The sequence below is a fragment of the Nostoc sp. genome, assembly GCF_054880495.1.
Genome location: NZ_JBTYKD010000299.1, coordinates 1 through 21,739, shown reverse-complemented (window position 1 = coordinate 21,739; position 21,739 = coordinate 1). Strand labels below are relative to the sequence as shown.

Sequence of the window (21,739 nt, the reverse complement as noted above, 5' to 3'; positions counted from 1 at the left end):
CTCAATTTTGGTCAGAAGGTGTTTCGTTTTTGACCGCTTTACATCCCCTGCCTACGAAGCGTTGAGGCAGGGGTATTACAGCGATTTGATAAAATATGTAAGTTAAATGAAATAGGACTATAAAGAAAATCAATGAGAGCAATCAAAATTATTGTTGAAAAACATAATGACGGTTACGTAGCCTATCCCTTGGGTATCAAGGGGGTTGTAGTTGGCGAAGGTGATAGCTATGAAGAAGCACTAGCTGATGTTAAATCTGCTATGCGCTGCCATATAGAGACATTTGGTCAAGAGGTTTTAGAAGAGGAATCACCAGTACTAGAAGCTTTCGTGGCGGAAGCTGAGGTTCCTATTTAATGGTTAAATTTCCAGTAGACGCACCTAAAGCTAAAGTAATTAAGACATTGGAATTTCTGGGATTTACTGTTATTAGGGAACGAGAGCATATTGTTATGGAACGAGAAAACGAAGATGGAACAAAAACTCCACTGACTATGCCTAACCACTCTCAAATTAAAGGTTCCACGTTGAGATCCATCTGTACTCAAGCGGGTATCTCAAGAGAGGATTTTCTATCTGCTTATAAGCAAATCTAAAAGGCTGCATTCCGTTTTCACCCCAAACACTCTAAAAGATACAGTCACAAATAAATTCTTGAACTAGGCGATCGCATCTCAAAAGACAAGCTTACCAATAGGCGATTCGTGAAAACAAGATGATATGTGATCGCTCTCCAAACTTCGAGTTTTCAGACGAAAACTCGCAGCTAAACCCTTCGCCTTTGATGTTGCCTGGAGTTTTGGTTGCAGCGATCGCACCAATGTATTAATTAACTGCCAACGATCCTCGGCAGATAATCTCAGTGCTTGATCTTCAAGTTCACGTAACGTCATGGTAATGATTTTTAACAAAGAGCGTTGAGTTATCAGAATAAGACGGCTTGCGATCGCATCCCTCTAGACAAGCTTACCAATAGGCGATTCGTGAAAACAAAATGATATGCGATCGCTCTCCAAACTTTGACTTTTAAGCTTAAAAGTCAAAGTTTGGAGAGACTGGGAAAGAATTTCCTAACCCCCAATGCCCAATGCCCCATGCCCAATTAATAATGAGTTGCCGACTTGCGATGATGCACGGCTGTAACGCCATCTTGATTTAGCAATTTGCCACTCTCCACAGTTGCATAAACTAGCCAATGGTCGCCAGATTCCATCCGGTTTTGTACAGAACATTCGAGATATGCTAAGGCATCTGTAAGTATGGGAGAACCGTTTTCGGTTTCTTCAGTGTTGACATCAGCAAATCTGTCTTGTCCTGGCCCGAAGGGTTTAAGAAAGTGTTTCATCAACCCCAAATGATTACCTTCTTTAAGGATGTTAAGGACAAATTTGTTTCCTGTATGTGTCAGTGTTTCTACTGCGCGGTCTTTGGCGACGGCGATAGTTAAACCAGGGGGACTAAAGCTGGCTTGAGACACCCAAGAGGCTAACATGGCACTGGAGCGATCGCCTTCTTTTGCTGTGAGAACACAAAGAGAACCGACAATCCGACCAACTGCTTGTTCTACACTTGTTGCAGGAAGACTTTGCGATCGCACTTTTCGGGTTTTCTTCAGTGTTTGGGCAAAGTCGGTTCCAGCTTCTTCACACAATTGTAAGGTGGCATCGTTGGGTTTGAATTTGACGCGGATGGTGTCAAAACCAAACCGATAGCCGGCATCTTTTAATTTACCTTCGATTAAATCAACCGCTTCCCCACTCCAGCCAAAGGAACCAAAAACACCAGCGAGTTTATTGTTAGTAGCGGTGGATAACACAATTCCTAAAGCTGTTTGTACAGGTGTCGGTGCATGACCGCCGAGAGTAGGTGAACCGATGACAAAGCCAGCAGATTTTTCGACAGCAACCCGGATATCTTCAGGTTCAGTAAATTCACAATTAATCGATTCTACAGCAACACCAGCTTTTGTGATCCCACGAGCGATCGCTTGAGCTAATGTGGCTGTATTTCCGTAAGCTGAAGCATAAATCAACGCTACTGTCAAGTCAGCAGAAGTTTGTTGTTGACTCCATTCCCGATAAGCTTTGGTCAATTCGATTAAGCCATCGCGTACCAAAGGCCCGTGACTATTGGCATACATTCTCACGGGAAAATCGACAAGTTTATCCAGCGCTGTTTCAATTTGACGGGCGTGGGGAGCCATGAGGCAATCAAAATAATAGCGCCGATCTTCGTTATATACTTCCCAGCCTTCATCAAATACCTGATCTCCGCAAACGTGCGCCCCAAATAACTTATCTGTATACAAAATTTCTGTTTGCGGATCGTAGGTGCAAAGTTGATCTGCATAGCGGGGATTGGGGGTGGGAATAAATTGTAAATTATGCCCGTTGCCCAAATCTAGGGTTTCTTCACCCCGCATAACAAGAATTTGCAAATCTAGATTTTCCAGCGCCCCACGTAAATTTATCGCGCCGGGATTTGAACAAACAAAAGTAATTTGCGGGGCAATTTCCAACAAAGCTTTTAAAGTTACAGCGCGGTTAGGATTTACGTGTCCCAAAATCACATAATTTAACTCTTCGACATGGAAACGCTGTTGCAACGCTTCTAAATATATTTGCGTAAAGGTTTCGCCTGGAGGATCGATAATTGCGGTTTGATCGCTTTCGATTAAATAAGAATTAGCAGTTGTACCTTTAGCAAGAGCGTATTCAATTTCAAATCTCAGCCTTGACCAACTGCGCGATCGCAGTATTCTTGTATCTGTAGCTATTGGATAAACTTGAACATCACGGGGTTTATTTTTTAACATGGCGAAAACAATTTTAGATTTTAGATTTTAGATTTTGGATTGTTAATTAAACATCCAAACTATGGATATTAAGTAGGGAGGGCTATACTGAACACTGAACAAATGCTTTATTGAGTGTTTTTGGATTTTGGATTATTAATCTAAAATCCCTTCGGGTTTGGCAGTACCCCAGACGCTCGTTCCGACGCTTGATGACTCGCTAACGCTGCGCTATCGCTATCGCTTGCGCTAACGACGGGAACCGCCATCGCTCTTAGCGTCTCCCCTTCTCCCAAAGGGAGAGGCTAGCGCCAAGGGAGAAGACGGGGGCTACCTCACCAAAATCCAAAATCCAAAATTAGTAGTGGTTTCCGACTTTGCGATGATGCACAGCAGTTAAAGCATCTGGCTTAGAAACCCGTCCGGCGTAGACGGTGCTGTATACTCCCCAATGATCGCCGCAGTCCATTCTACTGACAACTTCGCACTCCATGTAGGCGAGGGCGTCGTTGAGGATGGGGGCACCATTTTGGGCTGGCTGGGTTCTCACACCTTCAAAGCGATCAGCACCAGGTCCGAACCGTTTCAAAAAGTGCTTCATTAATGGTTGGAAATTGCCTTCTTCTAGGACGTTGAGAACAAAGCGATCGCCTACTTGCATGAGTGATTCAATTGCCCGATCTTTGGCTACTGCAATGGAGAATCCCAAGGGTTTAAAGCTGGCTTGATTCACCCACGAGGCTAGCATAGCACTGGAAACATCACCTTTTTTGGCAGTAATAATATATAATCCGCCACTAAGTCTGCCTAGTGCTTTATCTAAGTCTGCACCGAGAGATTTCATGGCTTTGATGCTGCGATCGCGTGTTACCCATTGAGCTAAATCTGTACCCGCCTCTTCACACAACTTGTAAGTGTTTTCTGTGGGTGTTTGTTTAATCCGAATCGCTGGAAAAACCGTTGTCAAACCCAAATTGCGGAATTTACTCACCAAAGGATCTATCGGCTCATCATCGCCACCGCCAGTTTCAAACACGCCGATAGCTTGCTTTTCTTTGGCAGATCCTAAAACTGTACTAAGTGCAGCTTGGATGCTCGCAGCACCAGAAGCCGGAGGTAAACCAACCACCAATCCAGCACAACGGCTAACTAGTTCCCGCAGTTCTTGCAAATCCACTTCCGATCCCAAATCGACAATTTCCACAGCGACACCAGTTTTGCCGATGCCGTTGGCAATTGCTTGAGCAAGGCGATCGCTATATCCGTATTCGGAAACGTAAAATATCCCAACTGCCGTTTCTGCCTTGGTTTGTGTTTGGCTCCAAATGCGGTAACGTCCAGTGAGTTCCTCAACATTATGGGATAATAATGGCCCGTGTCCTGTGGCAATCATCCCGATGGTTTTCAGTTCCGCCATCCGCTTCAAGGCAGACAAAACTGATCGCGCATTCGGCCCCATTAAACAATCGTAATAGTAATGAAAGTCTGCTTCGATCGCCGCCAAGTCTTCATCAAAAGTGCTATCTGAGCAATAGTGTAGCCCAAAGGCATCACAAGTATAGAGAATTTTGGTTTTGTGGTCAAAGCTGAAAATTGTATCCGGCCAATGTAAATTTGGGGCAATCACGAATTCAAATTCATGACCATTGCCCAAATCCAAGCGATCGCCATTTTTCACAATCTGCCGTTTAAATGGCTGATGTAGGAAATCTTCAAGAAATTGAATCGCCACCTTAGAGCCGACAACGGTAATTTCTGGAGCCATTTGCAGCAAATCTTTAACTAAACCACTGTGGTCTGGCTCGGTATGGCTGATAATCAAATAATCAATATCTGTTGGCTTGATTAGTCCGGTAAGCGTATCAAAGTATAGTTGACGAAACTTTTCGTGGGAGGTATCAACTAAAGCAGTCTGCTCCCCACGGATGAGAAACGAGTTATAAGTAGTACCGTTTTGTAGACCAAACTCAATATCGAAGCGATCACGATCCCAATCCAAAGAGCGAATAGCTGTCGTCTCTTGAGCGATTTCCACCTGCTGTATGGTGAGCCGTTTTTCAATTTTTTCGGTGAGCGCTACCATAACTCCCCTCCTTAATACAATGAGTATTTGTTCCTCTAGGTTTATTGTTACACGGCTTGAATGTTAATTTTTATTAAAAAACCGATGACTGACTTAAAAAAGTTAAAAGTGTGAAACCGGAGAGGATTGGGGAGGTGAGGGAGATGAGGCACACAGAGCAAATTTCGCTAGCGTTGGAAATTGGAAATTCTCGGCTGCATTGGGCATTGTTTATTGGCGAGACACTTAACTCAGCTTGGGATACTGACTATATACCTGAGTCTGATACACAACAGTTGGCTGAATGTCAAACTCTGAATGATTTACTAGAGAAAACTTTTCCGCGCAGTCAGCAAGGCGAATCTCTAATAAACACTCTACTCCTCTGCCCTTTCCTCATAGCCTCCGTAGTTCCCAGCCAAACTGCTATTTGGGAAACTTACCCAAATACTCGCGTTATTACCTTAGACCAAGTACCGCTCAAAGACATGTATCCCACATTAGGAATTGACCGCGCTTTAGCTTTGTGGGGTGCGGGAAAAACGTGGGGTTTTCCAATGTTGGTGATTGATGCAGGAACAGCGCTGACTTTTACGGCGGCGGATGCTAATCAATGTCTGATTGGAGGTGCAATTCTGCCAGGAATAGGTTTACAATTTGCAATTCTCAGTCAACAAACAGGACAATTGCCATTAGTAGAAATGCAAAATTTCAGGTTGACACCGCCACGTTTTGCACTCAATACTACAGAGGCTATTCAAAGTGGAGTGATTTATACTCTGTTAGCTGGAATTAAAGATTTTATCGAGGCGTGGTGGGATTTGTTTCCTGATGGGAAGATTGCGATTAAAGGAGGCGATCGCACTTTATTAATTAACTATTTACAAGCCTTATATCCTGAAATCGCAGCGCGTTTGATTGTAGAACCAAATTTAATTTTTTGGGGAATGCGAGAAATAGTAAAACTTCTCTAAGTTAGACACACAGAGGCTTATATAGGACTAGTATTTGATTTTTGAAATGCACGTAGTGGACCCTCTAGGCTAAAATAGTGCATTAGACGTAGGTTGGGTGGAGCGGAGCGCAACCCAACTGATTATCAGGATGTTGGCTTTGGCAAAGCCTCCACCCAACCTACAATTTTTTTACTTAAGAGGATGTTTTAAAAGTCCTCTTGTCGGTAGCAAAACGTTCTAGATCCCCCTAAATCCCCCTTAAAAAGGGGGACTTTGATTCCGGTTCCCCCCTTTTTAAGGGGGGCTAGGGGGGATCAATAAGTCCCTAAAATCACAGGAAACGACTTTTGAAACAACCTCTAAACCCGAAAATTACGAATTACGAATTAGAGGGTCGGAATTCAGCTTTTATCCTCTGGGCAATGGAAGTAGCTTCACGGCGAATCTTCTCAGGGTCAACCGTGAGCATCTGACGTTTTTCCATTAGAACTTGCCCATTTACAATCACAGTATCAACATCTTGGGCATCTGCTGCATAAACCAGATGGGAGATAACATCGTAAAGCGGAAGCAAGTGTGGTTCTTGAAGGTGGACTTGAATTAAGTCTGCTTGAAGTCCCACCTTAATCGCACCAATTTTATCTGATAAGCCGAGTGCTTCTGCACCGCCAAGTGTTGCCATACGCAAAACTGTCTTAGCCGGTACAGCAGTGGGGTCAAGGGTAGTCCCTTTATGGATGAGGGCGGTGAGGCGAATTGCCTTCCACATATCAAGAGTGTTGTTAGACGCCGCTCCATCCGTACCTAAACCAATCTTAACTCCCGCTTTTAGCATCGCTGGAATCGGCGCAAAGCCCGAAGCCAGTTTCAAATTCGAGTCAGGATTGTGAATAACACCAACACCGCGTTTGGCCAGCAGGGCAATTTCACTTGCGTTAGGCCAGACAACGTGTGCGGCAAATACACGCGGCTCCAGGAAGCCGAGATTTTCTAGATGTTTTACTGGGGTTGCATTATAGCGCTGCTGGATATCTTTAACTTCAGTTTGTGTCTCTGCTAGGTGAATCGTCAATGGGACATCGTATTGACGCGCAGCCTGAATAGCCTGTACTAGATGCTCTGGCGAGACGGTGTAGGGAGCATGTGCAGCAATAGCCGGTATTATACGTTCGTTCTTGCCTTTCCAACGTTTCACAAAATTTATCGCCGAGGCAAAGGCATCATCCCATCCCTTGAAGCCAGGGCTAGGAAAATCTATTGACGAGGGCGCAATAATGGCGCGTAAGCCGCATTCATTAACGACTTTGGCAGCGACATCTGGCTTAAAGTACATATCAACAAACGTTGTTGTGCCACCACGTATCATCTCCCAGCAAGCAAGCTGTTCGCCAACGCGGACAAAATTTTCATCAACGAATTTCCCTTCTGCTGGGAAGATGTAATTCTGAAGCCAATTCTGCAACGCTAAATCGTCCGCAAGACCGCGAAACAGAACCATTGCTGAGTGAGAGTGACCATTGACAAGACCCGGCATCAGCACCAGACCCTCGCCTGGGAGCGTCCTGTTGGCTCTGTAAGATGCCATGATTTTGTATTTTGTGTCTACCGCAACAATTTTGCCATCCCTAATGGCGACCGCCCCATTCTCAATGACGGGTTGTGCCTTGTTCATAGTAACGATGAAATCGCTACCCACAATCAGTTCTACTTTTTGCTTCCCTTGAGTGCCTAGATTATAGTTACTCTGAGCAATAACTATCTGACCGAAAAAGACAAACAACGTCGTACAGACAAAAAGAACTAACAGCTGATAGTATTTTGTCAGATGATATTTCACTCTAAAATATCCTTGTTGGATTTTTCTGGTGACTTTATCATCCCTCTAATTGCTACCAATTTCACAATTAAAAATTGTGTTTTATATCAATCTATTTGTAAACATTCTTCACAAGTTAATAATCGTAAATAGCGCTATTTCATAACTCTCATGAGAGAAAATCAAGGGTGAAATCTGAAAATAAAATCCCGAATCTCGATCGCCACAACCCCAGCACAAGATTTTGGTAAATCGTTTGCAGCATGGGCAATCATTTTCAACTCAACCTTCGGCATCAGTTGAGCATAAACTCGACTTTTGGCTAAAGCATTTGGTGTATCTTGGCCACCTTGTAAAATCAAAACTGGGACATCAATCATGTAAAGCTGCTTCTGCACTAATTCCGCCTCAATTTCTGCTTGCCGCCTTTTGAAAAGTAATTGACAACCTATAGGATACGGCAATAGCGCCTGACGCAGCTGCAAATCCTGGGCAATTTTTTCATGCCAACCTAAGATTTTAGTCATAGGAATTAGCGATCGCAACAATTTTACTATTACTGGTGGATAACTCAGTAATCGCCGCATCTTCCGGCAATACTCTTCTTGTCCTGCGATCTCTACGCCCTCTGGTGCTAGCAATACCAGACCATCAATTTTTTCTGGATACTTTAAAGCATAGCTAGCAGCAATCCAACCCCCAAGAGAATGCCCTACTAAATATACTTTTTCTAGCTTGACAGCTTGCAAAAAATCAGCTAAACACTCCACTTGTAAATCTATCGAATGGTGGATATTCGGATTCTCTGATTCACCAAACCCTAACAAATCAGGTGCGAAGCAATGGAAATCTGGTGCAAAAGACTCCATCACAGATAACCATTGACTGCTGTCATTCCAAGCACCATGTAAAAAAATTATCGGAGTTTTTTCACCGACTTCACGCCAGAATATCAGCCCTTGAGAGAGCTTTATCCGGGAGTTACGAAATAGTGTAACCATTTTAATTTAGTTTTAGCACTATAATAGGTGGTCATTAGCATCTGACCAAAAAACAAATAACTAATGACAAAATATTATTATGCCAATGTTGTCAATCCATTCAAGTAGTCTTGCAACTGCCGAGTATGGTCGTGAGACATCAGTCCTGAAGGTAGTAAATTGGGAGAGAAAGCTTGGATTTCCATGACTTCCAAAGTATCTTGAATCTCCATTGTCCCATGCACCTCGGCTTCAACCACAATACAAATTGAATGGATTCTAGGATCGCGGTCTGGTGCGGAATAAACTCCTACCAAACGATTAATTTTCACTAATTCTAGCCCGGTTTCCTCCATCAATTCCCGGCGGACTGTGTTGGGAATATCTTCTCCCCAATCCACCATACCTCCAGGCAATGCCCAAAGACCATCATCACGTCGCCGGATCAGTGCGATCCGACCATCAGGTAAAATTGGAATGATACTAGTGCCAGTAATAGGATGACGAAATATCATACCCAGTACGGTTTGTCCAATACGCCATAAGCTACGTGTGGACTGGACAGCTGCCGGAAAAAAAGCAATAACGTTCAATCTTCAAAATTTTTGTATTTATTGTATTCTATACTTCTTTACCACTTACATAGACTCAACTAATAAAATCTTTATTGAGTTTTGTTTTATACAAAGATGTTTGTGGTTTGAGATTTTATTCTCACGATTTGCGTAGAATATTATTAATTCTAACATCAAGTTTCAATATAAGCACTGTATTCATATATACTTAATATTTATTAAATCAGAAAACTTTTCAATTTACAACTAACATTAGCCTTGCCCAAACCAGCTATCACTAATAGTTTTTCAGTACAGATTCAAAAAATTAATCTGAATAATAAGTTAAAATCCCAAATTCAGAAGAGAAAATTAAGCAGGGTTTGAGACAGCCATCTCATTCTTGATAATATTGATTGGTTTGTTCCAAGAACAACATATACTTAGCTACTTTACATCTATTTAACGTATTTTAATCTAAGAAAAGGTATTTTTCGTCTAGCTGGTGGAGATAATTCTAAATTTTTATTGACAGTACAAGGTTTAATGCGGTAGACTAGTACATTGTTTAAAGCGTATTAATTGCTGCACTAGGCTACAAGTATATCAATAATATTGGTAGCTGATATTGCCTAAGTAATGCCTAATTGCTACTTTTTTGTTCTTTATTAATGAGGTGAACATGGCCAAGCGCCGTAACCCAAAAAAAGAAAAGGCGCTACGGAACCAGGCGTATGCCAGAAAGTTTCGTAAACGGACTACGACCGGAAGAATGCAGAGAAGGTTCCAACAAAGACCACCAAAGAGTGAGGAAGAAGAAGGCGCAGCAGCAGCTGATACTGAATAAGTTGGCTGTCTAAACCCTTGTTATAGCGGTTTCCTAATAAGAATGAGGTACGGCTTAACCTCACCCCGATAAAGCTGTGCTTTATCTTCCCTCTCCTTGTTAAGGAGAGGGGTTGGGGTGGGGTTTTGATATATACTTCATGCACCTGGGAACCACTATATTTGGTTTATTTCGTTTTTAGGGCGCACATTTGTACGCCCTTATTTATTTCTGGGCATTGGGCAATTCAATTTTGGATTTGGGATTGACGATCGCGCCACAAAGAGGAAGCCCCCGTACTCCTGCAAAGAAGCAAGCCGGGCGCAGCGTCTGGTAGAGAGCGTCATTTGGATTAAATTTCAATTCTTTAATCCAAAATCGTTCAACTGAGCTTTCGCGTAGCGTCTCGTAAAGAAGTCGAAGTCTAAAATCTAAAATTCTTACTCCCCACTCCCTCTATTGAGCGATTTGAGTGCGGGCGGCTATGAGTGCTTTGCTGACTTGTACAAAGCCAGTACCACCGTAACTGTTACGGGCTGCCACAACTTGACGGGGGGATATCGCCTCATAAATATCTGCTGCAAATGCCGGATGTATTTGTTGCCACTCTTCCAATTTTAAATCTTTCAGAAGTTTACCTGCGGCAATACTAGTTTTAACCACCTTACCCACAAGGTTGTAAGCTTCTCGGAAGGGGACGCCCCGTGCTGCCAAATAATCTGCTACATCAGTAGCATTAGAAAAATCTTCCGTCACGGCTTGGGCCAAACGCTGGGTACGAAATTCTAAGCCTTCCCTGAGTAAAATTGTCATTGCTTCTAGAGAGGCTTTAATTGTGTTGACACTATCAAATAGACCTTCTTTATCTTCTTGCAGGTCTTTGTTATATGCCAGGGGTAATCCCTTCATAATCACTAACATCGCCTGAAGATGACCGAATACTCGTCCCGTTTTCCCCCGCACCAATTCTGGTACATCGGGGTTTTTCTTTTGGGGCATGATACTGGAACCTGTGGCACAGCTATCTTTGAGGATGACAAAGCGAAATTCTTCAGTTGACCAAAGAATGACTTCTTCTGCAAGGCGGCTGAGGTGAACCATAATCAAGCTAGCAGCAGACAAAAATTCGATCGCAAAATCGCGATCGCTCACTCCATCCAGGCTATTAGCATAAATATCATCAAAATGCAATAGTTTAGCTGTGTAGTGGCGGTCAATGGGGAAAGTCGTTCCCGCTAAAGCACCGCACCCCAAAGGTGAGATATTCACACGGCGAGAAACATCTCCTAAACGTTCCCAGTCGCGTTGCGCCATTTGAAAGTATGCCAGAAGATGGTGAGCTAAACTCAGGGGTTGGGCGCGTTGTAGGTGAGTATAGCCAGGAATCAGGGTTTCAACGTGCTTTTCGGCTATATCTAGTAAAACACCTTGAAATTCTCGCAATTTGCTTTTGATTAGTTGGATTTGGTCACGCAGGTAGAGTCTGGTATCGGTGCCAACTTGGTCATTACGCGATCGCGCCGTATGCAGCTTTTTACCGACATCGCCGACAATTTCTGTCAATCGTCCTTCAACTGCAAAATGTATATCTTCAGCATCGACACCAGGCTGAAATTTCCCCTGGCGGTACTCTTGGCGAACTTGTTCTAAACCGGCAACCAGTTGCTCTCCTTCTTGTTTTGAGATAATGCCAGTGTAAGCAAGCATTTTGGCATGAGCTTGAGAACCAGTGAGGTCATATTCGATTAATTCAATATCAAAACCTATACTGGCATTAAAACGAGCGATCGCCGGATGTAACCCTGATTCAAATCGCGGACTCCAATTTTCTTCTTTGGTCATAAATTATCAAAAGAGTGGAGGGAGAGTTAAGAGTTAAGAATGAGGAGTTATGAGTTCTTCCTCCTAACTCCTAACTTTTAAATTTAACCGTAGCTAGTTAGATTCCGAATCATATAGCCAATGACTAAACCAATCAACAATGCCCACACTTGACCTGTCTGTATAAAGTGACTCCAAGATTTTTGAATCTGACCCATCACGTCTGGGTCGGTAATTGTCTGTGCTAGGGCTGTGAAATTTACAGGCAAATTCCAAAATAACTGAGATATAAAATCGCTGTAGTGGCTCATATTTGGTGCTTAAGAAGTTGGCGGTGGCAAATTTCAGTATCAGTTTATTTAGATTAAATACTGATAATGTACTGAAATATTCGATATAACTTTAATGTCTTAACTCAAGATGCAGCCGATGCCAACCGCAATTTCTCGGCAGTTCGCAAAATTTGCCCTGCCAAAACTGCTGCGCCAAAACCATTATCGATATTGACTACGCCTACTCCCGCAGCACAAGAGTTAAGCATTGTCAATAAAGGTGCTAAACCGCCAAAACTTGCGCCATAACCGATGCTGGTAGGTACGGCAATTACAGGACAACTCGCTAAACCCGCAACAACGCTAGGTAAAGCGCCTTCCATCCCCGCCACGACAATTAACACCGATGCTGACTCAATCAGGTGGCGGTTACTTAATAAACGGTGAATCCCAGCAACGCCAACATCCCAGAGGCGCTGCACGCAAAAACCAGAAAGTTCAGCAGTTACAGCGGCTTCTTCAGCAACAGCTAAATCAGCAGTACCAGCAGAAAGAATACCAATTTCACCTTGGAATTGTGGTTCGATAGTAGGGGGAGCGATCGCACAAATTCGCGCCGATGCATAATATCGCAAACCGCTAACTTTTGATTGCAGTGTGGCATAAACTGCTGGTTCAATGCGAGTCGCCATCACCACCGGGTTGCGGAGGCGCATTACCTCCATAATTTGAGCAATTTGATCGGGAGTTTTACCAGGACCCCAAATCACCTCTGGGAAACCAGTTCTTAGCTGGCGATGGTGGTCAATTTTGGCAAACTCACCTACAGATTCATAAGCTAAGTCTTTGAGTGAGTCTAACGCCGTATCTGGCGTAACTTTACCATTAGCAACCGCTTCCAGGAGCGATCGCAATGTTTTTTCATCCGTCATTAGTAATTAGCCCTTTGTACTTTGCTCTTTGTCATTTATCAGTCGCCCAATGCCCAATGCCCCATAACTAATCAATTACTTTAATTTCATAAATGTTCCAGAATGCACCACCAAGGGCGGAGAATCTGATACCTTCAAAACGATTACGTACAGCTGACAGAGAATAAGCATTAACTAAGTGAACAAACGGTAAATATTCCTGACATAGCTGCTGCGTTTGGGCATAAATTTCTTTACGTTTAGCTTCGTCTAACTCCCTTGCTCCTTTAATATAAAGTTCACCAATTTGTCTTTCCCAAGGAGCTACTTCCCAACCTTGAATTGGCTTTTGTCCGGCTTGGGGTTTCTGATTAAATAGGTGAGATCCACCTTGAGGAGACCAAAGATTAGCACTATCATTTGGTTCTAATCCAGCACCAAATCCAATCAATCCAGTATCAAAGTCTAGGGTGTTAGAAATCTTGTCTGTGTAAGTATTCCATGCCAAGGGTGTGAAATCTACTTGCATACCAATTTTGCTCAAGTCTTGTTTTATTTGCGAACCCATTGCTTCCCGAATCTTATTACCAGCATTTGTAAGCAAGGTGAAGCGAACGCGGTTGCCCTGAGCATCAATTAGCTGACCTTGTTCATTATATTTAAATCCGCCTTTCTTTAACAGTTGCTTCGCTTTTTCTAGATTATAATCGTAGACTTTTAGTCCTTCTTTAGGCGAAAGATAATAGGGACTTTGGACAGCAAGTGGTGAATTTTGTAGTATACCTAAACCGCGAAAAGTGTTGTTAATCATCGTTTGGCGATCAATTGCATAGGCTACTGCTTGCCGAAATTCCACATTATTAAACCAACGTGATTTGACTGGTTCAACTAGTGGCTTACCTTCTCTTTTACCTTGATTCAAATTGAAGAATAGAAAAGTTAGACTAGAATTTGGCCCACCATTGTAGATTTTGAAGTTACTCTGTTTTTCTTGCGCTTTTAGCAAAGAAAAGTATTCTGGTGAAACTACCACATTATCTAACCCACCAGAACGAAATTGCAGTAATGAAGTATCTGTTGATTCCACAATTTGCCAAACGATCCGTTCAATATAAGGCTGGGGATTTCCTTGAGCATCCTTGCGCCAGTAGTAGGGGTTACGCCGAAAAATTATCCGTTGGCTGGTGTCGTAACGCTCTAGTTTATAAGGACCATTAACGATCAATTGATCAGGTGGAGTATCCACACCCCACTTTGTGAGAAATTGTGGTTTTCCCTCGTTATCTTTTGTTTTTACAGATTTTTCGAGGGCATGGGCAGGTAAAATTGCATTTGCCGTAGCACTACTTAGAAAAGGAGCAAAGGGTTCTGGAACAATAAACTCAACTCGCCGATTATCGACTTTTCTCACAGTGGGAAATTTACGTTTTTCGCCAATCTTTAGCGTGTCTCTCACGTCGGTAGGAATCGCTTCGTTGAGGTAAATATCGTTGTAACTAAATAGCACATCATCTACTGTCAATGGTTGCCCGTCAGACCATTTAAGATTGTCACGCAGAGTAAAGACAATTTTTAATTTATCATCGGAAATTTCCCATGATTCTGCTAAACCTGGTTCTATTTTGCCAGTTATAGGGTTTTGATTTGTTAACCCTTCATAAGTCAAACTAAAAATATTTGGTGACTCTTGGCTAAGAGGGTAGTTAAAAGTTTTAGGGTCGCTAAGAATGCTTTCTACTAATTGTGGTACTTGAGTAGCGGTGCTTTTGAAGTTAGCTGGGTTGCAGGCAGTAAGTGTAAGTGCTGTTGCTGAAGTCAGAATTATTGGCAACCAAAAATATTTAATTGCCAGAAATATTTCTTGAAAAGATTTCATAATTTAAATACGCGAGTAGGGTAATCAATTTGATTGATATTGTAGCCAACCAAGGAAGTTTTGGGTTTTATTAAAATACTGAATGCCACTATCTCGTAAAACCTCTATAACTTCACGCTTACCAAATTCTTTAGAATTAGCGCTTAAAAATAATTTATTTTCATTAGTATGTAAGCCAGCATGAAAAATTATACACTCCAAGATTACTCTATCTATAATGTGCTTATCAAAAATTTCTCTATTTAACGTTCCTTGAAAAATACCCGTACTTAATGTAATCATTTCTGATTTGCTGATAAGCTGATTAAAAGCTACATCAAAACGTTCTTTAACTTCGTTATTTCGTTCAAGAAAGCTAGTTCTTGATTGCTCTAAACGAAACAGCAGTAATCGTGCATTATCTGAATTATCTCGCTCTGCTTAATTAATTTGTATATCTAACTTGCGGAGGAAATCTAGATTATATTTTTCTTCTTGTTCCAATGTTGTTAATGATTCTAAAAAACAAATACTTGGCACTGCGATACGTAAAGAAGAGGGTGTATTTTGCAGTAATTCTTGTGCTTGTGAATCTTGCCCTTTAGCAATACTCATTAAGAAATTAGTTTCAACGTAAATTATCACTGCTAATCATTAATAAAGTTGAGTTTTTCCGTCTTCTAGTAGTTGCAATAAACCAATTTCTGTCATTTCCTCTGTGAAAGGTGGTATTGCAGATTTCCAATGATAGGCCAAGTCACGTAGCCAAGCTTCTGTAAGACCTTTAAGGTAAAGACTAAATATCCTTTTGTCGCGGAATTTTGGCTCGTAATGACTAAGCACATCAGCAGTATTAAGACTGATAATCGGCTCTGATAAATTATTGCCATCCCATTTAAAAATCAGAATTTTATTTACATCAACAAGCATAGCAAAGGGAATCGCTATCTTTGCAGCTTGTAAGTAATCAATCAGCCGTAAAATAGCATATTGTTTTGCTTTTGTTTCTTGAAAATTGAATGGTAAACCTTTGACTTCAGCTATGAGAATAATTTGTTCGTCTTTGTCTAAAGCAACAATATCAGGAAAGTCTATATCTTCTATGTTTGTAGCTTGTATGGCTCTAATTTCCCACCAACTTAAGGTTTGTTTTTCCTTATAAATCATTAATTTCTATCCTCGTGAGTCTTGAATATCTTTATCAGAGACTAAAATAAAAGTTACTCCGAAACTACTAGCAAGACAACAGCATAAGCACAGATGCCTTCCTCGCGTCCAACGGGGCCTAATTTTTCGTTGGTGGTAGCTTTGATGCCAATTTGATTCGGTTCTAATTCTAAAACCGCCGCTAGTTTGTCGCGCATGTTGTGAATATGCGGTTTTAATTTTGGACGTTCTGCTACTACCACCGAGTCAATATTTCCGATTTGCCAGCCTTGATCCCGAATTAGTTGATGTACTTGAGTTAATAGTACTAAACTATCTGCTCCCGCCCATTGGCGATCGCTAGGCGGAAAATAATGACCAATATCCCCCAAGGATAATGCCCCAAGCATGGCATCCATAATCGCGTGGGTCAGCACATCAGCGTCACTGTGCCCCAACAAACCCAGTTCATGAGGAATTTGAATTCCCCCTAAAATTAAAGCGCGATCGCTCACTAGTTGGTGAATATCGTAACCGTTACCAATCCGAATTTTTGTCATTTCGAGTCCAATCCCTTAATTCCTCACTTTTTCCTACGTGCATTTAGCCTCCTGCACACCTGAATACTTAACAGTATTTACCCTGGTATTTCTGTTTCCCCCCATGTGATAAGTATTTTACCCACTTATCTGCACTTTTTTTAAATACCTACCCTTGAAAGAGGGAACAAGGAACACAAGGGGGACAAGGAAAATAATCATGCCCAATAAGCTTTTCCCTAGAATCACTCAGGTGACGTTAAAATGAGTCAGTTAAAGAAAAATTATTGCTAAATGTTTACCATCGACTTAAGCATCAAAAACACTGCTTTCCCGATCTCAGTACAACGTAAGTCAACAGAGGATGCCGAGGCTGTCTATCAGCTAATTTTGGCAGCAATGCGTTCTGGGAACCCTGACATTGTGGAACTCAAGTGCGAGGGTAAGACAGAGAAAAAAATTGCTGTCCGCGCTAGTGAAATTTCTGGAGTGCAGATTGTTCAGAAAGATGGTACAGCCATAGGTGGTGCCAGACCACCTGGCTTTTTCGCTGTAGCTGCTGAGTAACCAAGGTTGACAAATGGCTCAAGTGGGCATTGAAGTCAAAGATTTAAATTTCAGCTGGCCGAATGGAGAGAAAGTTATCAAATCTTGCTCTTTAGAAGTACCCAAGGGTGAGTTTTGGATGCTCTTGGGTACAAACGGCAGTGGGAAATCAACGTTACTTAGGCTGCTGGCGGGGCTATTAGCTCCTGAATCTGGCACAATTCGAGTTTTGCACCCCGTTGGCTTTGTCTTCCAAAATCCTGATCATCAACTGGTGATGCCAACGGTTGGTGCTGATGTGGCTTTTGGATTGGTGGAAGAAAAGTTGCCACCTGCTGCCACCAGAGCAAGGGTTGAAGAGGCGCTAGGGGCGGTGAATTTGCTTACCCTCCAACGACGCCCTATCTATGCACTTTCTGGGGGACAGAAGCAGCGAGTAGCGATCGCTGGTGCGATCGCCCGTCGCTGTGAAGTCTTATTATTAGATGAACCCACTGCCTTACTAGATCCAGATAGCCAACTGGATTTAGTTGCTGGTGTCCGTCGCCTTGTCAAAAGTCGAGGTCTTACAGCGCTGTGGGTAACACATCGATTAGACGAGTTAAATTACTGTGACGGCGCTTTATTACTAGAAAAAGGTTCTCTGGTAGATAGGGGTGAAGGCCAACGCCTCAAACAACGTCTGATGGAGTAATGGTGACATACTCCTACACTGACTGCAAGCAGTACAGTGTGGGCTTCTCATCCAATCCAGCTATTGCTTCGGAGGCGATGAGCTTTATTTAGACTGTACGAGATGCCCCTCCGCACAGTTGAACAATACAATAATGTTCAATCCTTTGTACTGTCAGAGTTTTACCTACCCACAGTGGTGACACAAAAGTGTCTGTTACTGGGTAGAACCCCATACTCTGAGTTGTCAAGGTACAGCGTGCAGGAAGCGATTAGCTATTAATTTGATTAAACCTGCACTATTTAAGTATATCATAGTTACGGTGAATTGTCGTAATTATGTCTAGAACAAATAGAGTTGAAACAAGGCTTAACGATAGAGAGTTAGAACTTTTAAAGGAGTTTTCAGAAAAATTAGATATACCGATGTCTGAAGCGCTGAGAACCCTAGTTCAAAGCTTGGCGATTCGTCGCCCACCCCACTCCCTCAACGAGTGACAGTCGTTATTGGTCGGGTGTGGGACTCCTTATCACCCAAAAATTCATCTCATCACCTCCCTCACGGGTAGGTGAGAGGCTTCTTTTTGTTTCGGCTAAATTGTTGAAAACTGAGTAGTAATTATGAATCTTTTCACTCAGCACTCACTAGTCGGAACTGATTTGTGTCGAGATTGCTGACAACCAGACACAAATCTTAATATTCTCCATACCTAACAGCACTGTTTCGGTAAAAAGTACTCACGATTTCCACACCCAGTAAAGGCTCCGCCGTTTAAAGGTGGTCTTTTAACTCAGCACTCTTCATTCTCACCACTACAGAACAAGAACTGCAATGCGCCTTTTAAACAAAGGCGCATTTTTAGTTGGTGTGTCTGTTTTAAATTTGAGTTTTGTGAGGCTGCCGTATTTTTTGTTTTGTGTAGCATAGTGTTACACACAAAGCATCAATTATTATAAAACTTATGAATGAATTTTGTAAACTCTAGAAAATTGTGATTAAAAACCATGTCCCGTTCTTTACTCCAAGCCGTTTTGTTAGTGGACGGCTACAATATCATTGGCGCTTGGCCTTGCCTTAAAAAAACGCGCGATCGCGTTGGACTAGAGGCTGCACGGGGCGAACTTGTGGAAGCGATGACTGGTTATAGTGCGTTTCAAGGTTATGAAACTCAGATAGTCTTTGATGCCCAATATCAGAACTGCGCTAGCAATAAAGAAATTATTACTGAGCTTTTATCAGTTTATTACACTGATTTTGGGCAGACAGCAGATACTTATATCGAAAAATCTTGTGCGTCTTTTCGCCAGCAAATAGCCCAATGTTTGATTTCTCGTGTGATTGTTGCGACATCAGATCGGGCACAGCAGTTGATGATACAGGGGTATGGGGCTGAATGGTTGTCGGCACAGCAACTCTGTGGGGAAGTGGAAGCTACCGTCTGCCGGATGCGACAGAAATATCATACGCGCAAACAATCTAAGAGTAGGTTTTTAGCTAATGCCATTGATGCTAAGGCGCGGCAGCGTCTGACTGAATTACGAATGGGATTATAGTAGATATTAGTATTTTTTAAGAGTCTCTGGTTAAGTTCCTGAATGGATTTTGGCTGCAAAACTTCTATAAATTAAGCATCTAAAAAAAATATTGGCGAAAGTACTTGCCAAATTCTATTTTTAGCCCTAATATTATAAATCGTGAGTGATCCTCAGTAGCTCAGTGGTAGAGCGATCGACTGTTAATCGATTGGTCGCTGGTTCGAATCCAGCCTGGGGAGTTTAATGACTTTGAATTTTAAATATAAAAGCCCAGCGATTAGAAATCGTGGCTACAGAGGCAAAACCTGCCTACGCCGGACTATAGCACAACTGTTTGTTGCTTGTGGAGGCTTCGTCAGTAGACAGCGTATGAAGCAACGTTAAAGCAGAAGTTACTACAGGCAAGGCATAAGTCACTACAGACACAACCGATGTCGCTAACGTCGCAGCTTTGGGCTGTAGTGGCTTTTTATAGCAGTTGAAGTATAGTTCAGAACATAAATTGATCGTAAAATTCCGAGATCAAGACACTTTCAAGCCTATTCCCTATTGCCTTCAACTTAACTATGAAATATCACAGCAACTAAAGGCAGCAAGGCCAAAAGAAAGCCATGCCAATACTGCCAAGTTATCTGAGGTGTTGGTTCTGGTGGCGCTAATAGGGCTTCGATTCTTTGTTCTAAGCGATCTGCACCAGAGGAACCCAATGCAGCACAGCAAATTTCTGATAATACTGGGCTGCTACTAACTACTAATAAAAGTGATTCTGCTAACACCAGAGGATCTACCTGTAATGCGGCATAACCATCAGCACGGAGTTCACGTAAAGATAACAGTTCTTCCCACAAAGGCTCTGTATTCGGCAACCATGCAGTGCAGGAACGCACCCAACCCAGCCAGAAAAACCAGAATGTATCCCTATAATAGTGATGCCCTTGCTCATGGGCTAAGACGCTTTCTAAATGACGTGGTGAGAGAGTTTGAAGTAATCCCTGGCTAATCACTAATTCTGGTTGCCAAAAACCAATTTGACCTGCAAACAACGCGCCCGTTTGCAGTAACCTGGCTCGTTTATCCCCCAAATTCACCAGAGGACAGTTACGGGCAGATTCTACCGACTGCCAACCCTGAAAGGCAAGTTTAATACATAAAATAGCAAAAAATGCCAAATAAATTAATGCTAGTAAATAACTGACTGAGCCTGTATACATCCCGCCCATTTGTCCTTGAGGCCCCATGAACAGCACAGCGATCGCAGTCATGAAAATTAACAAGGGGGGAAAGAGGAACAAAAATAGCGATCGCCCCCATCGCAGACTCCAATTGCCTTGGGGTTGATTCCAAGCGGATCTTAACCACCAAGCAACTGCCAAAGCATTCAAAATCATGATCAGATGCATCATTGTTCCTCCCTGGCTTGGCGTGCAGATTCAATGCGTTTAGCGATCGCGGCTATTTGCTCACTAGCGGCTTCATCTAGGCTATCGGCGAAGGCAGCAACAACATCGGGGTTCCCCACCGCCAGAAATCGCTGTAAATGGTCGTGAGCTTTGATTACATCTGCTTGCTGCTTACTCAACATTGGCCGCCAATAGAATGCTCGCTCTTTCTTGTCACAGGCTAGCCAACCTTTATCAGTGAGGCGACGTAAGACGGTGGTGACAGAAGTATACGCTAATTCGCGGTTAGGATCAGCCAGAATGCGATCGTGTACATCCTTGACTGTGGCTGAACCAAGTTCCCAGATGATATTTAAAATTTCCGCTTCCAACGGGCCTAAAGATAGTTGTTTAGGGCGGTAATCGGGTAAAGGTGCCATAGAGATTTCAATGGGGAATGGGAATGGGGAGTGGGGAATGGGGAGTATCCTTGAAGCTGTAACTTTTTCCCGATTTAGAAGGTTTGTTCTTGTTTTAGATTACAAAATAGTGTAGCAAGTCTAAAAGCATAAAAATGGGCTTTTTAAGTATTTTATTTATTTATTAGGGATTAAGGACTCTTAAGATTTATAGGATTGACGCATTTATAGATCCCCCAACCCCCTTAAAAAGTTGGCTCTTTAAGATTCCCCCCTTTTTAAGGGGAGCCACTGCGGTCTTGGGGTCTCCCCAAGTGGAGCAAGTGGCGTGGGCTAGGGGGGATCAAGCTTTCAATTTTTCAGTGCGTAATACCAATTCACACAAACCCTGATAAGCTGTTATGTATACAACTTGCACAATCAGGGCGGGCAAGACTTCGGCGTGAGCGCTCAGTCGAACGCTGCCCACGCCACAACCATGTTGAAAAAATATTAGTGCAAATTAAAGGCGCAACAGCTTACATATAGATTTCTCGTTGGGGCACAGAAAAAGCTCATTGGTGTCAACTTAAGAAAAAAGTTGCTTTGAGAAGACGTTTTGCCCTCATCCCCTAACCCCTTCTCCCAACTTGGGAGAAGGGGAACTAGAGAATTT

At 42.6% G+C, this 21,739-nt stretch carries 26 protein-coding genes and 1 tRNA gene; 10 read left to right on the top strand and 17 right to left on the bottom strand.

Translation table 11 applies throughout. The features are described 5' to 3' along the window. The first annotated feature begins 132 nt into the window (after positions 1-132). Both ACYTXL_RS26105 and ACYTXL_RS26100 read left to right on the top strand, forming a co-directional pair. Positions 133-357 carry a type II toxin-antitoxin system HicB family antitoxin gene (locus tag ACYTXL_RS26105; RefSeq protein WP_334788220.1) on the top strand — a complete coding sequence of 75 codons (225 nt, stop codon included), beginning with the start codon at positions 133-135 and terminating at the stop codon, positions 355-357. Then, positions 357-596, top strand: a complete 240-nt coding sequence (locus tag ACYTXL_RS26100) for a type II toxin-antitoxin system HicA family toxin (protein WP_461927233.1) — start codon at positions 357-359, stop codon at positions 594-596. Before ACYTXL_RS26105 ends, ACYTXL_RS26100 begins: the two co-directional genes overlap by 1 nt. Before the next feature lie 78 nt (positions 597-674). Here the strand turns inward: ACYTXL_RS26100 and ACYTXL_RS26095 are convergent, their stop codons facing one another. The 3 genes from ACYTXL_RS26095 to ACYTXL_RS26085 form a co-directional block, all read right to left on the bottom strand. Further along, a complete protein-coding gene (locus tag ACYTXL_RS26095; protein WP_461927232.1) occupies positions 675-893 on the bottom strand; it encodes a hypothetical protein in 219 nt (72 codons plus the stop codon). A gap of 209 nt (positions 894-1,102) precedes the next feature. Continuing rightward, positions 1,103-2,815: a diflavin flavoprotein gene (locus tag ACYTXL_RS26090; protein WP_461927231.1), complete on the bottom strand. Its 1,713-nt coding sequence runs from the start codon at positions 2,813-2,815 to the stop codon at positions 1,103-1,105. A 337-nt stretch (positions 2,816-3,152) separates the two neighbouring features. Next, positions 3,153-4,877, bottom strand: a complete 1,725-nt coding sequence (locus tag ACYTXL_RS26085; RefSeq protein ID WP_461927230.1) for a diflavin flavoprotein — start codon at positions 4,875-4,877, stop codon at positions 3,153-3,155. Positions 4,878-5,020: 143 nt separating this feature from the next. Here ACYTXL_RS26085 and ACYTXL_RS26080 point away from each other — a divergent pair, with 143 nt between their 5' ends. Beyond that, complete coding sequence (locus ACYTXL_RS26080) at positions 5,021-5,830, top strand: pantothenate kinase (protein WP_461927229.1); 810 nt, start codon at positions 5,021-5,023, stop codon at positions 5,828-5,830. A 361-nt stretch (positions 5,831-6,191) separates the two neighbouring features. On the opposite strand, the gene ACYTXL_RS26075 is transcribed toward ACYTXL_RS26080, so the two are convergent. The 3 genes from ACYTXL_RS26075 to ACYTXL_RS26065 form a co-directional block, all read right to left on the bottom strand. After that, entirely contained in the window at positions 6,192-7,649 is a 1,458-nt protein-coding gene (locus tag ACYTXL_RS26075) for an amidohydrolase (RefSeq protein WP_461927228.1), read from the bottom strand. Positions 7,650-7,810: 161 nt separating this feature from the next. Then, positions 7,811-8,629, bottom strand: coding sequence for an alpha/beta fold hydrolase (locus ACYTXL_RS26070; protein WP_461927227.1), 819 nt, complete (start codon positions 8,627-8,629; stop codon positions 7,811-7,813). 77 nt (positions 8,630-8,706) lie between these two features. Further along, a complete protein-coding gene (locus ACYTXL_RS26065; protein ID WP_461927226.1) occupies positions 8,707-9,201 on the bottom strand; it encodes an NUDIX hydrolase in 495 nt (164 codons plus the stop codon). Between the two features lie 643 nt (positions 9,202-9,844). Between ACYTXL_RS26065 and ACYTXL_RS26060 the strand changes: the two genes are divergently transcribed. Further along, on the top strand, positions 9,845-10,009 hold the full coding sequence (locus ACYTXL_RS26060; protein WP_167407613.1) for a hypothetical protein: 165 nt from the start codon (positions 9,845-9,847) through the stop codon (positions 10,007-10,009). Positions 10,010-10,213: 204 nt separating this feature from the next. Here ACYTXL_RS26060 and ACYTXL_RS26055 read toward each other — a convergent pair whose 3' ends face one another. The 9 genes from ACYTXL_RS26055 to ispF form a co-directional block, all read right to left on the bottom strand. Beyond that, positions 10,214-10,351 (bottom strand): hypothetical protein, encoded by a 138-nt coding sequence (locus ACYTXL_RS26055; RefSeq protein ID WP_461927225.1) that lies wholly within the window; start codon positions 10,349-10,351, stop codon positions 10,214-10,216. Between the two features lie 93 nt (positions 10,352-10,444). After that, positions 10,445-11,830 (bottom strand): argininosuccinate lyase, encoded by a 1,386-nt coding sequence (argH, locus tag ACYTXL_RS26050; RefSeq protein WP_461927224.1) that lies wholly within the window; start codon positions 11,828-11,830, stop codon positions 10,445-10,447. An 83-nt stretch (positions 11,831-11,913) separates the two neighbouring features. After that, positions 11,914-12,120, bottom strand: coding sequence for a hypothetical protein (locus ACYTXL_RS26045; protein WP_461927223.1), 207 nt, complete (start codon positions 12,118-12,120; stop codon positions 11,914-11,916). A gap of 104 nt (positions 12,121-12,224) precedes the next feature. Beyond that, a complete protein-coding gene (gene larB, locus ACYTXL_RS26040; RefSeq protein WP_461927222.1) occupies positions 12,225-13,013 on the bottom strand; it encodes a nickel pincer cofactor biosynthesis protein LarB in 789 nt (262 codons plus the stop codon). A gap of 67 nt (positions 13,014-13,080) precedes the next feature. Then, positions 13,081-14,868, bottom strand: coding sequence for an ABC transporter substrate-binding protein (locus ACYTXL_RS26035; protein WP_461927221.1), 1,788 nt, complete (start codon positions 14,866-14,868; stop codon positions 13,081-13,083). Positions 14,869-14,892: 24 nt separating this feature from the next. Further along, entirely contained in the window at positions 14,893-15,150 is a 258-nt protein-coding gene (locus tag ACYTXL_RS26030) for a hypothetical protein (protein WP_461927220.1), read from the bottom strand. Between the two features lie 138 nt (positions 15,151-15,288). Then, positions 15,289-15,462: a hypothetical protein gene (locus tag ACYTXL_RS26025; protein WP_461927219.1), complete on the bottom strand. Its 174-nt coding sequence runs from the start codon at positions 15,460-15,462 to the stop codon at positions 15,289-15,291. Between the two features lie 39 nt (positions 15,463-15,501). Beyond that, positions 15,502-16,014: a hypothetical protein gene (locus ACYTXL_RS26020; RefSeq protein WP_461927218.1), complete on the bottom strand. Its 513-nt coding sequence runs from the start codon at positions 16,012-16,014 to the stop codon at positions 15,502-15,504. Between the two features lie 53 nt (positions 16,015-16,067). Continuing rightward, the gene (gene ispF, locus ACYTXL_RS26015; protein WP_461927217.1) at positions 16,068-16,553 is read right to left on the bottom strand and encodes a 2-C-methyl-D-erythritol 2,4-cyclodiphosphate synthase; all 486 of its coding nucleotides are present in this window, start codon (positions 16,551-16,553) and stop codon (positions 16,068-16,070) included. Positions 16,554-16,826: 273 nt separating this feature from the next. On the opposite strand from ispF, the gene ACYTXL_RS26010 reads away from it, so the two are divergent. From ACYTXL_RS26010 to ACYTXL_RS25985, 6 genes are all read left to right on the top strand, one after another. Continuing rightward, positions 16,827-17,099, top strand: coding sequence for a hypothetical protein (locus tag ACYTXL_RS26010; protein WP_292797608.1), 273 nt, complete (start codon positions 16,827-16,829; stop codon positions 17,097-17,099). Positions 17,100-17,112: 13 nt separating this feature from the next. After that, complete coding sequence (locus ACYTXL_RS26005) at positions 17,113-17,772, top strand: ABC transporter ATP-binding protein (protein WP_461927216.1); 660 nt, start codon at positions 17,113-17,115, stop codon at positions 17,770-17,772. 317 nt (positions 17,773-18,089) lie between these two features. After that, positions 18,090-18,248 (top strand): ribbon-helix-helix domain-containing protein, encoded by a 159-nt coding sequence (locus ACYTXL_RS26000; protein WP_461927215.1) that lies wholly within the window; start codon positions 18,090-18,092, stop codon positions 18,246-18,248. Between the two features lie 507 nt (positions 18,249-18,755). Continuing rightward, a complete protein-coding gene (locus ACYTXL_RS25995; protein WP_461927214.1) occupies positions 18,756-19,304 on the top strand; it encodes an NYN domain-containing protein in 549 nt (182 codons plus the stop codon). A gap of 149 nt (positions 19,305-19,453) precedes the next feature. Beyond that, positions 19,454-19,525, top strand: a tRNA-Asn gene (locus ACYTXL_RS25990). A gap of 4 nt (positions 19,526-19,529) precedes the next feature. Continuing rightward, on the top strand, positions 19,530-19,670 hold the full coding sequence (locus tag ACYTXL_RS25985) for a hypothetical protein (protein ID WP_461927213.1): 141 nt from the start codon (positions 19,530-19,532) through the stop codon (positions 19,668-19,670). A 176-nt stretch (positions 19,671-19,846) separates the two neighbouring features. On the opposite strand, the gene ACYTXL_RS25980 is transcribed toward ACYTXL_RS25985, so the two are convergent. Together ACYTXL_RS25980 and ACYTXL_RS25975 are read right to left on the bottom strand one after the other, a co-directional pair. Then, a complete protein-coding gene (locus ACYTXL_RS25980) occupies positions 19,847-20,686 on the bottom strand; it encodes a M56 family metallopeptidase (RefSeq protein WP_461927234.1) in 840 nt (279 codons plus the stop codon). Further along, entirely contained in the window at positions 20,686-21,105 is a 420-nt protein-coding gene (locus ACYTXL_RS25975) for a BlaI/MecI/CopY family transcriptional regulator (RefSeq protein ID WP_292797623.1), read from the bottom strand. The genes ACYTXL_RS25980 and ACYTXL_RS25975 overlap by 1 nt, the downstream gene beginning before the upstream one ends. Positions 21,106-21,739: the final 634 nt, after the last annotated feature.

Coding starts and splice junctions, on each gene's coding strand:
- ACYTXL_RS26085 (WP_461927230.1), bottom strand. CDS start 4,877: ATGGTAGCGCTCACCGAAAAAATTGAAAAACGGCTCACCATACAGCAG.
- larB (WP_461927222.1), bottom strand. CDS start 13,013: ATGACGGATGAAAAAACATTGCGATCGCTCCTGGAAGCGGTTGCTAAT.
- ACYTXL_RS26000 (WP_461927215.1), top strand. CDS start 18,090: ATGTCTAGAACAAATAGAGTTGAAACAAGGCTTAACGATAGAGAGTTA.
- ACYTXL_RS26070 (WP_461927227.1), bottom strand. CDS start 8,629: ATGGTTACACTATTTCGTAACTCCCGGATAAAGCTCTCTCAAGGGCTG.
- ACYTXL_RS26025 (WP_461927219.1), bottom strand. CDS start 15,462: ATGAGTATTGCTAAAGGGCAAGATTCACAAGCACAAGAATTACTGCAA.
- ACYTXL_RS26060 (WP_167407613.1), top strand. CDS start 9,845: ATGGCCAAGCGCCGTAACCCAAAAAAAGAAAAGGCGCTACGGAACCAG.
- ACYTXL_RS26090 (WP_461927231.1), bottom strand. CDS start 2,815: ATGTTAAAAAATAAACCCCGTGATGTTCAAGTTTATCCAATAGCTACA.
- ACYTXL_RS25995 (WP_461927214.1), top strand. CDS start 18,756: ATGTCCCGTTCTTTACTCCAAGCCGTTTTGTTAGTGGACGGCTACAAT.
- ACYTXL_RS26105 (WP_334788220.1), top strand. CDS start 133: ATGAGAGCAATCAAAATTATTGTTGAAAAACATAATGACGGTTACGTA.
- ACYTXL_RS26005 (WP_461927216.1), top strand. CDS start 17,113: ATGGCTCAAGTGGGCATTGAAGTCAAAGATTTAAATTTCAGCTGGCCG.
- argH (WP_461927224.1), bottom strand. CDS start 11,830: ATGACCAAAGAAGAAAATTGGAGTCCGCGATTTGAATCAGGGTTACAT.
- ACYTXL_RS26080 (WP_461927229.1), top strand. CDS start 5,021: ATGAGGCACACAGAGCAAATTTCGCTAGCGTTGGAAATTGGAAATTCT.
- ACYTXL_RS26020 (WP_461927218.1), bottom strand. CDS start 16,014: ATGATTTATAAGGAAAAACAAACCTTAAGTTGGTGGGAAATTAGAGCC.
- ispF (WP_461927217.1), bottom strand. CDS start 16,553: ATGACAAAAATTCGGATTGGTAACGGTTACGATATTCACCAACTAGTG.
- ACYTXL_RS25975 (WP_292797623.1), bottom strand. CDS start 21,105: ATGGCACCTTTACCCGATTACCGCCCTAAACAACTATCTTTAGGCCCG.
- ACYTXL_RS25985 (WP_461927213.1), top strand. CDS start 19,530: ATGACTTTGAATTTTAAATATAAAAGCCCAGCGATTAGAAATCGTGGC.
- ACYTXL_RS26030 (WP_461927220.1), bottom strand. CDS start 15,150: ATGATTACATTAAGTACGGGTATTTTTCAAGGAACGTTAAATAGAGAA.
- ACYTXL_RS26100 (WP_461927233.1), top strand. CDS start 357: ATGGTTAAATTTCCAGTAGACGCACCTAAAGCTAAAGTAATTAAGACA.
- ACYTXL_RS25980 (WP_461927234.1), bottom strand. CDS start 20,686: ATGCATCTGATCATGATTTTGAATGCTTTGGCAGTTGCTTGGTGGTTA.
- ACYTXL_RS26045 (WP_461927223.1), bottom strand. CDS start 12,120: ATGAGCCACTACAGCGATTTTATATCTCAGTTATTTTGGAATTTGCCT.
- ACYTXL_RS26035 (WP_461927221.1), bottom strand. CDS start 14,868: ATGAAATCTTTTCAAGAAATATTTCTGGCAATTAAATATTTTTGGTTG.
- ACYTXL_RS26095 (WP_461927232.1), bottom strand. CDS start 893: ATGACGTTACGTGAACTTGAAGATCAAGCACTGAGATTATCTGCCGAG.
- ACYTXL_RS26010 (WP_292797608.1), top strand. CDS start 16,827: ATGTTTACCATCGACTTAAGCATCAAAAACACTGCTTTCCCGATCTCA.